The sequence below is a fragment of the Pseudomonas sp. GW822-FHT07A10 genome, from assembly GCF_058798795.1.
In genome coordinates this window covers 126,649-141,375 of sequence record NZ_JBXAKV010000006.1, presented here as the reverse complement: position 1 = coordinate 141,375, position 14,727 = coordinate 126,649, and the positions used below count along the sequence as shown (strand labels likewise).

Genomic DNA, 14,727 nt, shown 5'->3' with positions numbered 1-14,727 from the left:
TCATGAGCCGGCTCGAGTTACTGACCAAATGGAATCGCATGATCGTGCGGTTGCAGATCGAGCACGAAATCAGTGCCCGAGATTTCGAGAAGTTCAGCTGGAAACTGGGCATCCCTTGCGTGGTGTTGTCGGCGATAGTCAGCGCCAGCGTCTTTGGTTCAATCAGTGACTCATCGCCAGCATGGCTCCAATATGCAGCCGGCATCCTTTCACTGCTGACCCTGGTGCTGAGTTCAGTGCAGACCTTCCTGAACTTTGATACCCGGGCTGCCGGGCACAAAGACACCTCCGAGAAGCTCGGTGCGATGTCTCGCGAGATTCAGGACGAAATCGCCAGCGGCAAGGACGAAGCTATCCTGGGGCCAATCGTGCTGGACATCCGCAAGCGCATTGATTCGATTCTTCTGGATGCCCCGACCTTACCCAAGTCAACCATAAGGAGACTGGGTGATGTTCGCATCCACCCGGAGTCACAGCCAGAAGAGCAGGAGATCGTCCCGGCTTGAATAGAGGCCCGATGCCGGTCCGCGACATCGTGACAGGAGGCGTTTGAGATGCAACTCATCACGTTGAAAATCGACAAACCGGAAGCGACGAATTTCATTTTTGGTCAGACGCACTTCATCAAGTCCGTTGAAGACCTCCACGAAGCGTTGATAAACGCCGTGCCAGGCATCCAGTTTGGCGTGGCTTTTTGTGAAGCCTCCGGCAAATGCCTGGTGCGATGGTCTGGCACCAATACCGCCATGATCGAGCTGGCCCAGAAAAACGCGCAAGCCATTGCCGCCGGCCACAGCTTCATCATTTTCCTCGGCGACGGTTTCTATCCGCTGAACGTGTTGAACGCCGTCAAAATGGTGCCAGAGGTGTGCCGCATTTTTTGTGCAACAGCCAATCCAACCGAAGTGATTCTTGCCGAGACGGAACAGGGACGCGCGATCCTGGGCGTCGTGGATGGCTTCTGTGCCAATGGCATTGAAGGCGACGAAGACATCCTGTGGCGCAAGAATTTGTTGCGGCAGATTGGCTACAAGCAGTGAAACACGTTTCGCTGCTGAGCTAACGATGGGCTGCCGCCGTCGACAGCCTCACCTGCCGGAATTCTGCACGAGTTGCTCAACGAAGAACTCCACGTGCCCTCTCGGATGAGTCGGCAATGGCCAGCTGTCGACGTTGTGCGCAAGGGCCTGGAAAGCTTGAGCGCACCTGGAGCGCGGGAAGGCTTCAAACACTGCACGTCCCTTCTGCACGGCTTTGTGCGCACTGTCGTCGTTCGGCACCGCGCCGACGTATTGCAGCGAGACATCCAGGAACATTTCGGTAATCTTTTCCAGCTTGGCAAACAGATTGCGACCTTCCGCCGGGCTGCCCGTCATGTTGGCCAGCACGCGAAAACGCTGCAGACCGTAGTTCAGGTTGAGCAATTTGATCAGCCCGTAGGCGCCGCTGATCGAGGTGGGTTCATCGCACACCACCACCAGCACTTCCTGAGACGCGCGGATGAAGTTGATCACTGAGCCACCGATACCGGCGGCCGTATCGATGATCAGCACATCCAGTTTGTCGCCGATATCGCTAAAGGCCTGGATCAGCGCGCGGTATTGCGCAGGCTCCAGATGAGTCATGTTCTGCAAACCAGAAGAGGCCGGGGCCACACGAATGCCTCCAGGCCCTGGCATGAGTGCCTCGGACAGCTCGCAACGCCCTTCGAGAACATCGGCCAGTGTGTAGCGCGGGGTCAGCCCCAGCAGAATATCGATATTCGCCAGTCCAAGGTCGGCGTCCAGCAGTACGACGCGCCGCCCCATTTTCGCCAACGCCAACGAGAGGTTAACCGCCACCGTGGTCTTGCCCACGCCACCCTTGCCGCCAGTCACAGCGATAACTTGCACGCAATGCACATCATCCATTTGTCTTTCCCTTCCCTGCGCATCGTGTGCCACTACGTAATGGCTACCATCCAGATGCCGGAAGAATAGCTGAAAAGCGCGCAATAGCTGCCTTGTCTCCCGACGAGAGGCATTTCGCCAGCCTCCATTGAATCGTTTCAACGAAAATGCCGACAGAAACCACCAAATGGCTAAATCCACACATCATTGATTGCGGTTCTTTTCCCGGCCTGATCACCGGTGTTCAGCACACCACGCGGTTCGATCAGCAACAACTTCACCTCGCGTTCAGCGTAAGGCTTGTGTTCGACGCCCTTGGGGACGACGTACATTTCTCCCTGCCCGACCACGACCGCCCCCTCTCGAAAATCGATGCGAAGCTTGCCTTCAAGGACGATGAAGGCTTCATCGGTATCGGCATGGGAATGCCAGACAAAATCGCCTTCGATTTTCACCACTTTGAACTGATAGTCGTTCATTTCGGCAATCACCTTGGGCGCCCATAGCTCGCTGAACAAGGCATATTTTTCGGCAAAGTTAATCGCGGTGCAGACCTGGGAATTCATTTAAGTCACCCTCATTGGACAAGATATCGAGCCCTGACTTTAGGGATGACCTAACGTTGCGTATTGCACGATTGTGCAAGTCGACCGGGGCCATTCTCAAGCAAGGCCCAACCTCTTCAGCCATCGGCCGGGTGAAACGCCATAGGTCTGGACGAATTGACGCGTCATGTGGCTTTGGTCGAAAAAACCTGCGCATACGGCCGCCTCTGCCATCGAATGGCCCCCAATCATCAATGCTCTTGCCAGGTCGAGCCGGCGTTGGGTCATGTACCGATAGGGGCTCGTACCGTACAGCGCACGAAAGTCGCGGCTCAGGCTCCAGCGATCGCGGCCACTCGCTTGCGATAACTCATCCAGGGTAATGACCCGATCCAGCGAGTCATGAATCAGCGCACGCGCGCGCTCGGCCGCTGCAAAATCAAACGACTTGCGCCGCCCACGCTGGCCAGAGAGCGTGTCCAGCGCCTGCGCGAGATCATAAATAGCATCGTCTTCTTCCAGGGGCTCGATGCAAGCGTCGAGGTTTTGCAGCAGCACCTGGGTTGCGGCACCCAGCCGTGGGTCGCTCGATAAGCCCCCCTCGATAAATGGCAACGGCTTGCCGCCCAGCACCTGCTGAATCAAGGCCGGTTCGATGTAGATCATCCGGTAATGAAAACCTGCTTCGGTACCGGCCTCACCGTCATGCACCTCGTCCGGGTGCAAGACGATGGTTTTACCGGGCAGGCTGTGGCGTTGGGATTTGCGGTACTGGAAACTTTGCACACCCGACAGCGTTCGCCCGATGGCGTAAGTATCGTGGCGATGCGGCGTAAAGCCATGGCCGCCAAAAAAGGCTTCGATGCGCTCCATCTTCAACGGCTGCGCCGAGCGCTTGACCCAATCCTTGTTGCCCTTGGTCTTAGTCATGTCCCTGTACCACTCGAATGATGTCAGTACGTTACCAGTGCGAGCGTCTGCTGTCCCAGGCTCGTCACCCGCCTGGATCGGGCCTCTCAGCGTAGCCGTCAAATTTGTCTGTTCCCCTCGTGAACCAGTTTTGAGACCCGCAGTCATAGCCGTGCCGTAAAAGACGCTCGCCCAAAGAAGCGCTCATGCGGTTATTGCTCATCTTTATCCCACCCTTATCGTCGTCAACTCATCAGAGCTGTCTGTTCATGCGCCCGACTGTCCGCTGCTGCCGCTTTATTTCGCTGTGCCTGATGCCTTTGTTTCCGCTGTTCACCAGCCCCGCCCATGCCAGTGGGGAACGGCAGCTGGTGGAAGTCATTAACGACTATCGCGCCGATCCCGATCGTTGCGCAGGGCGTGCGGTCAGGCCGTTACGGCCGCTGGCGCTGAAATCGGACTTGTCCTTGCCGATCGGCTATGGCGGTGGCTTACGGGAGGGGTTGAAGGCTAACGGCTATCAGGCGGTGACGGTGCGGACCATCCGTCTGGTCGGCGCGCAGGACGCCGATGAGGCGTTCGACATGCTTCAGAGCGATTACTGTGGGGCGCTGCTCGATACCCAATACGCCGACATCGGCGTCACTCGTGCCCGCAGTGAATGGCGAGTGGTACTGGCACAACCGGTGCTCGATGGGCGTATCGGCGATTCACGCGCTGCGGGCAAGACGTTGCTGGCGCAGGTCAATGCGGCACGGGCCAGGCCACGTATGTGTGGGCGCCAACGCTTTGCCGCCGCGCGCCCATTAACCTGGAACGCCGCCCTGGGCGCCGCCGCGCAAGGCCACAGCAAGGCAATGGCCTACGGCAACTACTTCGCCCACCAGGACCCCGACGGCGATATGCCGGCGGATCGCGCCAGAGCCGCCGGTTACCGCGGCCGGCAGATCGGCGAGAACATCGCCGCCGGGCAAGGCTCGCCCAGCCAGGCGATGTCCGGCTGGCTGGCCAGCCCCGGGCATTGCGCCAACCTGATGAATCCGATGTTTACCCAGGTCGGCGCGGCGTATGCCAGCGATTCGCGCAGCAATAAAGGGGTTTATTGGACGATGCTGTTTGGCGCGCCTTGAGTGAGGGTTTCGAACCGTCCATAGAAAATGGCTGGCGCTGGGGTCAGTCAGTTAGGGGCTTGAACACCGCAGACTTGTGTGGCGAGGGGGCTTGCCCCCGTTGGGTTGCGAAGCGGCCCCAAAACCTGCGATCGCGGTATATCAGGTACACCGCATGCAACGGTTTTACGACTGCTGCGCAGCCGAACGGGGGCAAGCCCCCTCGCCACACAGGCTCGCTTCCACAAGTTTGCGCCTACTTCAAGTCGAGACAGTAGGTGTAGTAACCCGTATCGCGCACATAGCCCAATGACTCATACAACCGTTGCGCAAGGTGATTGTCCGTGGCCGTTTCCAGCACCATGCCCTTGGCGCCGGTCAACAGCGCAAAGGCTCGGGCGGTGTTCATCAGCAACGTCCCTACCCCTCTGCCGCGGGCGGCAGGTGTGGTGAAGAGGTCGTTGAGCAGCCAGGTGCGGTGGGCGTCGATGGAGGAGAACGTCGGGTATAACTGGACAAAGCCGAGCGCTTCGCCCGTGGAGTCCTCGGCGAAGAAAATCACCGATTCGTCCCTGGCGATGCGCTCTGCGATGAAAGCGCGAGACTGCATCAGGTTCGAGGGCTGGCCGTAAAAGCCTCGATAGGCGTCGAAGAGGCTGGCGACTTTATCGATGTGGGTTGCATCAACGCGCAGGACCTGGACGGCCATGTGGGTGGTCTCCGAACAGATGAGTTACTTCGGTTGCGCCACGGTGCGCAAATAAGGTTTCAGCGTCTTGAAGCCATCCGGGTATTTCTTCCTGGCGTCCTCATCGGAGACCGAAGTGGGAATGATGACGTCCTCGCCCGGACGCCAGTTCACCGGCGTGGCAACGGTGTGCTTGGCGTTCAGTTGCAGAGAATCGAGCAGACGCAGCACTTCATCGAAGTTGCGCCCGGCACTCATCGGGTAGATCAGCATCGCCTTGACCTTTTTGTCCGGGCCGATGATGAACACAGAACGCACCGTGGCGTTGTCCACGGCAGTCCGTGCGCCGCCACTGGCATTCGGATGAATCATGTCGTAGAGCTTCGCCACCACCAGGTTCTCGTCGCCGATCATGGGGTAGTTGACCGCATGCCCCTGGGTCTCTTCGATGTCTTTGGCCCAGGTCTTATGGTTACTGACAGGGTCGACACTGAGCCCGACAATTTTGGTGTTGCGCTTATCGAACTCTGGCTTGAGCCCCGCCATGTAGCCAAGTTCAGTGGTGCACACCGGGGTGAAATCCTTGGGGTGCGAGAACAGAATCGCCCACTTGTCACCGATCCACTCATGGAAATGCAACGGGCCTTCAGTGCTTTCAGCGGTAAAGTCCGGTGCTTCGTCGCCAATACGGATTGCCATGTTCGTTCTCCTTACTGTTGAGTCGTAGGGAAGTCGCCGGAGCGCTGGCTGCTGTTCCGGCGGCATTCGGTGTCTGTGTTAAATCGTCAACGCGGATCAGTATAGGAGACGCTCGAGGACCCGGTAGTTAGCCCCGCGCCCCCTGCCCCCTTTGATGACCGGGCATTCAAGCCTGCGAACTGCGCTCGACCGACACCGCAAGCGCAGATGTCCTGGCCAGCCAGTAATAGAGCATGCCCGGCACCACCAGCCCGACGATCCAGGAAATATCGACACCACCGAGCTGCGCGACCATTGGTCCGGAGTAGAAGTGAGTGTCGACAAAAGGCAGCTGGACCAACACACCGAGCACATACACGCTGATCCCCAACACATTCCAACGGCCATAACGCCCCGCCGGGTCGGACAACGCCGGAATGTCATAGCGCTCCTTGTTGATGAAGTAGTAATCCACCAGGTTGATCGCGCTCCACGGCGTGAAGAACGTCAGCAGAAAGAGGATGAAGTACTTGAACGTGCTCAGGAACGAGTACTGCCCCAGCAGCGCGAGCGTGGTGGACGCGCCGACAATCACCAGCACAAACAGCATGCGTTTACCGGCGGATATTTCGAAGCCACGACGAAAGCCACTGATGATGGTGGCCACGCACATGAAGCTGCCATAAGCGTTGAGGGTCGACACCGTGACCTTGCCGAACACCACGCTCAAGTACAGCAGGGAGGCCATCACCCCGGTACTGCCCAACCCGACGATGGTGGCGACCTCATGTCCACGAAAATTTGCGCCCGCCAACGCAGCGGCGAACACTCCCAGCACCATGGAAGCCTGGGCCCCCACCACCGTCCCCAGGCCTACGGCAGTGAACGTCTTCCAGGACGAGGTCTTGCTCGGCAGGTAGCGTGAGTAGTCGGCCACATAAGGGCCGAACGCAATCTGCCAGGATGCGGAAAGAGACACCGCCAGCAAGAAAGTACTCCAGCCGAAATGGCGGTTTTCCAGCAACAGACCGATGTCGTTGAGCGTCATCAACCGGGTAAACAGATAGACGAAGGCGATGATGCCCAGCACGCTCGCCACCCTGCCCACCAGATGGATGACCCGATAACCGAAGAGGGTCAGAAACGCGATGCAGGAGGCGAAAATCAGGATGCCGGCGCTGTCGCTGACATGGACCAACTGGGCAATCGCCTGCCCCGACAGTACCGCGCCGGTGGCGCTGAAGCCGAGGTACATCAGGCACACCAGCACAATCGGAATCGCCGCCCCATAGACCCCGAACTGCACACGACTGGAGATCATCTGCGGCAGCCCGAGCTTGGGTCCTTGTGCAGCGTGCAGTGCCACCACCGCGCCGCCGAGCAACTGGCCGATCAGCAAACCAATGAGTGACCAGAACACATCGCCACCCAGCACCACGGCCAGCGCGCCAGTCACAATCGCCGTGATCTGCAGATTGGCGCCGAGCCACAGGGTGAACTGGCTGTAGAGGCTGCCATGACGCTCCGCCTCGGGGATGTAATCGATCGAGCGTGTCTCGATCAAGGGACTTCGCTGCTGGGTATCGCTGACCTTGGTCATTTTTTGTGTTCTCTTCTTATTGAGGTAGACGCTAATGCCAGTGAGCCAAAGTGCAGAACCTGTGGGAGCGAGGCTTTCGTCGCTCAAATTTCTTAACTCACCGGCATTGGGCGTGCTTTTATTTCTGTTGTTCAGTTACCGCCCACTTCTATCGAGCCAACAACCGAGTCTAGACATAACTACTCGGCAGCGTCGCATTAGCGCGGTCGCCAACGAGATTGCATTAAGGCATCAGATCCAACGGCATCACCTGCCCTTTCGTTCGCTCGTCATACCAATGCTGCAGCACATCGGGTAAGCGGCCTTTCCAATCCGACGCGTTGGTGTAGTAACGGGCTCGGGAATTGTTCTGCTCATCGAACACCAGCAGCACTAGCCAAAATCGAACGTCCGCTGTACGCATGAGGATGGCGGCGTTGGTATTGCCCAGCCCGCGTACCCACATTTCAGTCACTTCGGCGCCCGGCAGGTCATTCGACTCATCGCCGATCAGCCTGGAACTGCTGCTGTCCACCAGCGTCTGGTAATCGTCCTTGAGCAATTGCCGCAATGCATCGTCTTCTTCCTGTGTACGCGCCAACCCCAGACTCAGTAAATCGTTGTCCAGAACCAAGGGCTGTTCCGACGCGATATAGCGCCCCGCATAGAACACGCCCATGCCAGCACCACAATCGGCATCGGCGCCGTCCTGGGTGACATCAAGCACGCCGTTGATGGCTTGGAAGGTCAACGCGCATGCACCTTCGACGTAATGCGCCTGAGTGCCGTCGAGTTTGGCGATGCCATCCAGGTCGCCAGAGTTGGCGCCGCTCGCGGCAGAAACTTCGAAGACGAGATGAGTCGAATCCCGGCGCTTTGTCTTCAACTCGGCTCCCGTCGAAACGCCCCAGGGAATACGCTGCCAAGTGGCGTCCCAGGTAAACGGAATGGCCGCGTGCTCGAGTTCAGTGATGCGCATCAGGTACTGCTGGCGCAGGCAATCGATTTGGTCTGCGCAGCGATTACGTTGTTTCAACCACTGACGCTGGTCTGCTTTTAACGCTTCAGGGGCGGTGACTTTTTCCAGCGTCGAGCGCCAGACCGCTCCCAGTTTTTGATCCAGCTTCGACGTGTAAGCGTCGGCGCAAATGGCTTTTTCACTGGAGCTGGCGGCGCTGGTGCAATCGAAGCTACTGGCATGGGCTGCGGCAGAGAATGCGAGAAACCCCAGCAGTAAAGCGCGGCGAGCGTTAGAGCAGAACAAGGTCGGGGGCATGGGTAGATTCCATTCTTTGAGCGCGCCAGTATGCCGAGACAAACGTGAAAAGGCGCTTGTTTTGGTATAGCTCGCTCGCCACAAATCTCGCAGGAAGCGTAAAGTCACGTTCATTCTCCAGGAGCAAAACATGACTGATCCGTCGCCTCCACCACCGCGGGAAATTTATCTCTCGCAGACATCCGACCGGGATCTGTTCAATCGCATCGCCAGTGAATTGGCACGAGGGCTGGGCGGGACCTGGACGGCACAGATCAATGGGTTGGACCAGCGTTATTGGGACCTGGCCGTCGAGGGGCAGACGATTACGCTGCATCTGGAACACTACCTGGGGATCATGCTGCTGGTGGAGGACGCGGATCCGGACTGGATTGCGTCGGAGCGTTTTCAGGCGGTGGTGCGGCGGCTACAGACGGATTGAACAAAAAACGGGCGCCATGATCGGCGCCCGTTTCATTTGAAGCGAGAGGGAAATACATCCAGTAACCACCGATGCTTTCAGATATTGATTTCGCTGGCCGGCACGACATCGATCCGCGCCACGGAACCGGTCAGATGCGCCAGATCCTTGTTGTGTTCGTTGATGATGTCTTCGGCGCTCATCGTGCCATTGTCGATTGTGGAATGAGCATCGGACGCCAGCACCACGTCATAGCCTCGCGATAATGCCTCGCGGACCGTGGCGTTGACGCAGTAGTCGCTTTGCAGGCCGCAGATAATCAGGCGGTCGACGTCCAGCTCTTGCAGATGTTCATGCAGGTGGGTCTGGTAGAACGAATCCGGGGTGGTCTTGCGCACGCGCAGGTCTTGGGGTGAGGTCTTCAGGCCCTCGGCCAGTTGCCAGCCTTCGGCGCCGTATTGCAGCAGGTCGCCCTCTTCTTCGTGCTGGATCAGGATGACCGGAATATTGGCGGTTCGGGCTTTGGTGCTGAGGCCGTTGATGGTGTCGATGACGCGCTGTATGTCGAAGCATTCATACTCGCCGGTGCACAGCGCGCGTTGGACATCGATGATCAGGAGTGCGGTGCTCATGGCTTCCTTCCTTAGACAGGTCGCTGGAACGATGGATTTCAACTCCCTTCTAGCCTATGTAGCCGGTGTAGCAGCTGTCGAGCTTGCGAGGCTGCGTTCGAGCGCGCAGCGCTCGCCATATCAGCGAATGCGGTTGCCCGAATGAACGTGGCTAACCGACTTTACGACTGCTACCCGGGATCGAGGCCACCCAGGGAGTCGGGGTGGCCGATGATCGCCTGTTTCAGTAACCGAGCGACAGCCCGGTATTGCGCCGTGGGTCGTTCGCCCCATAGAACCGGTTCTTGCCCACGGGTTTGCCTTCCAGCGAAGGCGCACCTACCAGAATAGCTGCAATATGGTTGGGGTCCTGCGGGCCGGCAAACTTGTGGCCCCAACTTTCGAGCATCTTCTTGGTGTCCGGGCTGGTGGCGAAGTTCTCCAGGTTGGTTTCTTCCGGCAGCCATTGCTGATGGAAACGCGGCGCATCCACCGCTTCCTGGATGTTCATGCCGTAGTCGATCACGTTGAGCATGGTCAGCAGGGTTGCGGTGATGATGCGACTGCCACCGGGGGTGCCGACGACCATGACGACTTTGCCATCCTTGGTGACGATGGTCGGGCTCATGGACGACAGCGGTGCCTTGCCGGGGGCGATGGCGTTGGCCTCCCCTTGTACAAGGCCGTACATGTTCGGCACGCCGATTTTCGAGGTGAAGTCGTCCATTTCATCATTGAGGATGACCCCGGTTTTGCTCGCCATCACGCCGGCGCCGAACCAGTCGTTGAGGGTGTAGGTCACCGATACCGCGTTGCCCCATTTGTCGACGATCGAGTAATGGGTGGTGTTACTGCCTTCGTGGGGCGCTACGCCAGGTTTGAGCTCGCGGGACACGCCGGCCTTTTGCGGATCGATGGCGGCGCGGATTTTGGTCGCGTAGTTTTTATCCAGCAAATGGGCGATCGGATTTTTCACGAAGTCCGGGTCGCCGAGGTAGCTGTTGCGGTCCACATACGCGTGGCGCATCGCTTCGATCTGGTAGTGCATGGCCTGGGCCGAGCGGTAGCCGAGGTCTTTCATCGGGTAGCCGTCGAGGATGTTCATGATCTCGCAGATCACCACACCGCCGGAGCTTGGCGGCGGCGCCGAGACCACGTGGTAGCCGCGGTAGTCGCACTCGATGGGTGCCAGTTCGCGGGTCTGGTATTTGTCGAGGTCGGCCTGGGTGATGATGCCCTTGTTGGCCTGGCTGGAGGTGACAATAGCGTCGGCCACCCAGCCTTTATAGAAACCGTCGGCGCCCTTCTCGGAAATTTCCCGCAGGGTTTTGCTCAAGTCTTTTTGCACGAGTTTCTGCCCGACCTGCATCGGCTCGCCATTGCTCAGGAAGATCGAGCCCGAGTCGCGCATGTCTTTCTTGAAGACGTCTGTGGCGTACTCCAGCAAATCGACATCGCCCTGCTCCAGCACAAAACCGTCTTCGGCAAGTTTGATCGCCGGGGCGATCACTTCCTTGCGAGGTTTGGTGCCGAATTTCTTCAGCGCCAGCTCCATGCCAGACACGGTGCCTGGCACGCCGACGGCCAAGTGGCCGCGGGTGCTGAGATCAGGGATGACGTTGCCCTGCTTGTCGAGGTACATGTCGGCCGTGGCGGCCAGCGGCGCTTTTTCACGGAAGTCGAGGAAGGTCTTGCGCCCGTCCGCCAATTGAATCGTCATGAAACCGCCGCCGCCCAGGTTGCCTGCAGCGGGGTACACCACCGCCAGCGCATAACCCACCGCAACCGCTGCATCGACGGCGTTGCCGCCATTCTTGAGGACATCGACGCCGACGTGACTGGCCAGATGTTGGGCGGTGACGACCATGCCATTTTCGGCCGCGACCGGTGCAACGGAGGCCGCATGAGCCATCAGACAGCTCAGCGCCAATGAGGTCGCCATGAGCGATTTGGCAAAAGGTTCAAACTTCATGGGTCGGTCTCTTTTTTGTTTTTAGGCTCTGTGGAAAAACAGAGGGAACGGTTCAAAAGCAGTTGGCAAGTATGGCTGCTATTGCGTATTGCGCCTCCCCGGCGAGGCAGTATGCTGGGCCCCTGTTCAGCACGTGTGCGGAGTCCGCCGGCATGACCTACACATTTACCACCCTGGCGTCGCCGGTCGGCGAGTTGAAGCTGGTCGCGAAAGGCACGCGTCTGGCGGCCATCCTCTGGGAAAACGACAAACCAGGTCGGGTAAGACTGGGGCCGATGAGTGAAGCGGCGGACAACCCGATCCTGATACGCGCCGCACAGCAGTTGCGGGAATACTTTGCCGGCACGCGTAATCATTTCGAGCTGGAACTGGACTTTGCCGGGACGGACTTTCAGAAGCAGGTGTGGCAGGCATTGCTGACGATTCCGTTTGGCGAGACGCGCAGCTACAGCGAGATAGCCCGGCAGATCGGCAATCCCAGCGCGGTTCGGGCGGTGGGTGCGGCCAACGGCAAAAATCCGATATCGATTGTCGCGCCGTGTCATCGGGTGATTGGGGCGTCGGGGAAATTGACGGGGTTTGCCGGGGGGCTTGAGGCCAAAGAGCGGTTGCTGACGCTGGAGGGCTGTGAATGGTCGGGGGCCGGCAGGATGGGTGATTTGTTTTGACTGAATGGGCTCTCTTGTGGCGAGGGGGCTTGCCCCCGTTGGGCTGCGAAGCGGCCCTAAACCCGATCACCACGGTAAATCAGGCATACCGCATTCACAGGCTTGGCGACTGCTGCGCAGCCGAACGGGGGCAAGCCCCCTCGCCACAATAATCCGCGCGGCCCGACCGACACGAACAACCTGACTTATTCATTCTCCAGTGCAAACGCCTCGACAATCTGCTCAATCACCGCCCGCACCCGCGCGGTGTGGCGCAGGTCCGCATGGGTCACCAGCCACACTTCATACGGCAGCGGACGTGTGCGTTCCGGCCAGAGCCTGACCAGCCCATCGCGCTCGCCCATGTACACCGGGATCTCCCCCACCCCGAGACCTGCGGCAATCGAACGACGCACCAGCAGGCTGGAACTCAGGCTGGCGACAATCCGCCCACGGCTCAGGGGTTCCGAGACCAGGGTCATGTTCTTGTTGCCCTGCAAGTACGGCTGATACACCACCAGATCATGCCCCTCGAAGGCCGAGCCCGGTTGCGGCATGCCGTTGGCCTCGACATAACTTCGCGAGGCGAACAGCCCCACCGGCCAGCGCGCGATGCGCCGGGCGATCAGGTCGGGGTTGTCCGGCCGGGTGTTGCGCACGGCGATGTCGGCTTCACGCTTGGCCAGGCTGAGGATTTGCGTGGAGGCGTCCAACTGCACTCGCACGTCGGGGTGCACTGCATGCAAACGAGCGATGGCCGGGATCAGAAAATCGATGGCCAGAGAATCGGTAGTGCTGACGCGCACATTGCCGATCAATCGTTCGTCGAGGCCCTGAATCTGCCGCTCCAGCTCAAATGCCGAGTGCTCCATCTTTTCCACGGATTGCAACGCCGCTTCGCCGACCGCTGTCAGCGCATAGCCCTCGGAGGTGCGCAGAAACAAAGTCGCATTCAACGATTTTTCCAGCGCGGCGATACGCCGGCCGACGGTCGCTTGATCGACCTTCAGCACCCGCGCTGCACCGCGTAAGGTCGATTCTCGACATACCGCCAAAAACACTCGCGCATCATCCCAATTCATAGCGTTTCCTGCAGCGATGCATATACGCATCATCGTAGCGCGAAATCGCTGCAATATTGCACCAGCGTTCCTCGATATGCTTGAGGCCAAGCACAAATTCACAGGACCGCTCCCATGCACAGCACATCCCTCGACACTGGGCGCAGCGCGATCTGGCTGCCGATCTTCGCCGGTCTCTGCGCCAGCCTGGTCAGTATTGGTCTGGCGCGTTTTGCCTACACGCCGTTGATACCATCGTTGATTCAGGCCCAGTGGTTTTCCGCCAGCGACGTGGTGTACCTCGGCGCCGCCAATCTGGTGGGCTACTTGATCGGCGCACTGCTCGGCCATCCGCTGGCCCGTCGCACATCCAACAAAACCGCTTTGCGGCTGATGATGCTGGCGGTGACACTGGCGTTTTTTGCCTGTGCCTTTCCGTTATCGGTGAGCTGGTTCTTCGGTTGGCGATTGCTGTCGGGGATTGCCGGTGGCGCGATCATGGTGCTGGTGGCGGCGACCGTGTTGCCCCATGTGCCCGCCTCGCGCCGAGGCCTGGCCAGCGGTGCGATTTTCCTGGGCATCGGCTTGGGGATTGCCGGCTCAGGCACCCTCGTTCCGCCGCTGCTGAGCCTTGGCTTACAGAACACTTGGCTTGGGCTCGGCGCCTTGGCCTTGATTCTGACCGCCGCCAGCTGGTTTGGCTGGCCGTCATCCGTTGCCAATGAAACGGCTGCACCGCACGCTCAGCACACCAAATCGCCGTTTGATCCCAACCTTTATCTGCTGTTTGCACAGTACGCGTTCATGGCTGCCGGGCTGGTGCCAGCCATGGTGTTTCTGGTGGATTACGTGGCGCGCGGCCTCGGTGCCGGGCCCCATGTCGGTGCACTGATCTGGGTGATGTACGGCCTGGGCGCGATAGTCGGGCCGGTGAGTTATGGCTTTCTGGCCGATCAACTGGGGGCGAAGCTGAGCATCCGCCTGGTACTGGTGGTGCAGGCGATTGCCGTCGGCCTGCTGGCTATATCGAGTTCGTTCACCGCCCTGGCCCTGCTGGCAGTGATCCTCGGTTCGTTCCCGCCGGGCATCGTGCCGCTGGCGCTGGCCCGGGTGCATGAGCTGGTACCGCAACACCATCAACAGCAAGTGGCCTGGAGCCGCGCCACGGTTTCATTCGCAACCTTTCAGGCCATCGCCGGGTTTGCCTACTCGGCGCTGTTCAACGCCAGCGGCGGTCATCACGGGTTACTGTTCGTCATCGCGGCCGGGGCCATCGTCGTCGCGCTCGTGCTGGAACAGGCCTTGCGCTTGTTGAAGCTAAAGGACCGGATGATGCCGATGAGTTGTTCATGATCGCGCAACA

16 protein-coding genes are annotated in these 14,727 nt (G+C 59.3%); 6 read left to right on the top strand and 10 right to left on the bottom strand.

Going from position 1 to position 14,727, the window contains the following annotated elements; genetic code table 11:
• Positions 1 to 2 precede the first annotated feature (2 nt).
• Both AC1RL4_RS12720 and AC1RL4_RS12715 read left to right on the top strand, forming a co-directional pair.
• Complete coding sequence (locus AC1RL4_RS12720) at positions 3 to 506, top strand: SLATT domain-containing protein (RefSeq protein WP_019582008.1); 504 nt, start codon at positions 3 to 5, stop codon at positions 504 to 506.
• Between the two features lie 48 nt (positions 507 to 554).
• The gene (locus AC1RL4_RS12715; RefSeq protein WP_028939759.1) at positions 555 to 1,040 is read left to right on the top strand and encodes an adenosine-specific kinase; all 486 of its coding nucleotides are present in this window, start codon (positions 555 to 557) and stop codon (positions 1,038 to 1,040) included.
• A 48-nt stretch (positions 1,041 to 1,088) separates the two neighbouring features.
• Here the strand turns inward: AC1RL4_RS12715 and AC1RL4_RS12710 are convergent, their stop codons facing one another.
• The 3 genes from AC1RL4_RS12710 to AC1RL4_RS12700 all read right to left on the bottom strand — a co-directional run bounded on the left by AC1RL4_RS12710 (position 1,089) and on the right by AC1RL4_RS12700 (position 3,364).
• Positions 1,089 to 1,910, bottom strand: coding sequence for a MinD/ParA family ATP-binding protein (locus tag AC1RL4_RS12710; RefSeq protein ID WP_019582006.1), 822 nt, complete (start codon positions 1,908 to 1,910; stop codon positions 1,089 to 1,091).
• A 170-nt stretch (positions 1,911 to 2,080) separates the two neighbouring features.
• Entirely contained in the window at positions 2,081 to 2,455 is a 375-nt protein-coding gene (locus tag AC1RL4_RS12705) for a cupin domain-containing protein (protein ID WP_230172843.1), read from the bottom strand.
• Between the two features lie 96 nt (positions 2,456 to 2,551).
• Positions 2,552 to 3,364 carry an AraC family transcriptional regulator gene (locus AC1RL4_RS12700; RefSeq protein ID WP_019582004.1) on the bottom strand — a complete coding sequence of 271 codons (813 nt, stop codon included), beginning with the start codon at positions 3,362 to 3,364 and terminating at the stop codon, positions 2,552 to 2,554.
• A gap of 248 nt (positions 3,365 to 3,612) precedes the next feature.
• Between AC1RL4_RS12700 and AC1RL4_RS12695 the strand changes: the two genes are divergently transcribed.
• Complete coding sequence (locus AC1RL4_RS12695; RefSeq protein ID WP_019582003.1) at positions 3,613 to 4,473, top strand: CAP domain-containing protein; 861 nt, start codon at positions 3,613 to 3,615, stop codon at positions 4,471 to 4,473.
• Positions 4,474 to 4,708: 235 nt separating this feature from the next.
• Here the strand turns inward: AC1RL4_RS12695 and AC1RL4_RS12690 are convergent, their stop codons facing one another.
• From AC1RL4_RS12690 to AC1RL4_RS12675, 4 genes are all read right to left on the bottom strand, one after another.
• Positions 4,709 to 5,161, bottom strand: coding sequence for a GNAT family N-acetyltransferase (locus tag AC1RL4_RS12690; protein ID WP_018928248.1), 453 nt, complete (start codon positions 5,159 to 5,161; stop codon positions 4,709 to 4,711).
• Between the two features lie 24 nt (positions 5,162 to 5,185).
• The gene (locus AC1RL4_RS12685) at positions 5,186 to 5,839 is read right to left on the bottom strand and encodes a peroxiredoxin (protein WP_018928249.1); all 654 of its coding nucleotides are present in this window, start codon (positions 5,837 to 5,839) and stop codon (positions 5,186 to 5,188) included.
• 166 nt (positions 5,840 to 6,005) lie between these two features.
• A complete protein-coding gene (locus AC1RL4_RS12680) occupies positions 6,006 to 7,418 on the bottom strand; it encodes a purine-cytosine permease family protein (RefSeq protein ID WP_230172845.1) in 1,413 nt (470 codons plus the stop codon).
• Positions 7,419 to 7,641: 223 nt separating this feature from the next.
• Positions 7,642 to 8,673, bottom strand: a complete 1,032-nt coding sequence (locus tag AC1RL4_RS12675; protein WP_356687164.1) for a lysozyme inhibitor LprI family protein — start codon at positions 8,671 to 8,673, stop codon at positions 7,642 to 7,644.
• Between the two features lie 130 nt (positions 8,674 to 8,803).
• Here AC1RL4_RS12675 and AC1RL4_RS12670 point away from each other — a divergent pair, with 130 nt between their 5' ends.
• Entirely contained in the window at positions 8,804 to 9,094 is a 291-nt protein-coding gene (locus AC1RL4_RS12670) for a DUF3630 family protein (RefSeq protein WP_019582000.1), read from the top strand.
• Positions 9,095 to 9,171: 77 nt separating this feature from the next.
• On the opposite strand, the gene AC1RL4_RS12665 is transcribed toward AC1RL4_RS12670, so the two are convergent.
• Positions 9,172 to 9,705 (bottom strand): cysteine hydrolase family protein, encoded by a 534-nt coding sequence (locus tag AC1RL4_RS12665; RefSeq protein ID WP_019581999.1) that lies wholly within the window; start codon positions 9,703 to 9,705, stop codon positions 9,172 to 9,174.
• 223 nt (positions 9,706 to 9,928) lie between these two features.
• Positions 9,929 to 11,656 carry a gamma-glutamyltransferase gene (gene ggt / locus AC1RL4_RS12660; RefSeq protein ID WP_028939763.1) on the bottom strand — a complete coding sequence of 576 codons (1,728 nt, stop codon included), beginning with the start codon at positions 11,654 to 11,656 and terminating at the stop codon, positions 9,929 to 9,931.
• Between the two features lie 152 nt (positions 11,657 to 11,808).
• On the opposite strand from ggt, the gene AC1RL4_RS12655 reads away from it, so the two are divergent.
• Positions 11,809 to 12,324 (top strand): methylated-DNA--[protein]-cysteine S-methyltransferase, encoded by a 516-nt coding sequence (locus AC1RL4_RS12655; protein WP_096480759.1) that lies wholly within the window; start codon positions 11,809 to 11,811, stop codon positions 12,322 to 12,324.
• 185 nt (positions 12,325 to 12,509) lie between these two features.
• On the opposite strand, the gene AC1RL4_RS12650 is transcribed toward AC1RL4_RS12655, so the two are convergent.
• A complete protein-coding gene (locus AC1RL4_RS12650; RefSeq protein WP_019581995.1) occupies positions 12,510 to 13,385 on the bottom strand; it encodes a LysR family transcriptional regulator in 876 nt (291 codons plus the stop codon).
• A 114-nt stretch (positions 13,386 to 13,499) separates the two neighbouring features.
• Between AC1RL4_RS12650 and AC1RL4_RS12645 the strand changes: the two genes are divergently transcribed.
• On the top strand, positions 13,500 to 14,717 hold the full coding sequence (locus AC1RL4_RS12645; RefSeq protein ID WP_028939764.1) for a YbfB/YjiJ family MFS transporter: 1,218 nt from the start codon (positions 13,500 to 13,502) through the stop codon (positions 14,715 to 14,717).
• The last annotated feature ends 10 nt before the right edge of the window (positions 14,718 to 14,727 follow it).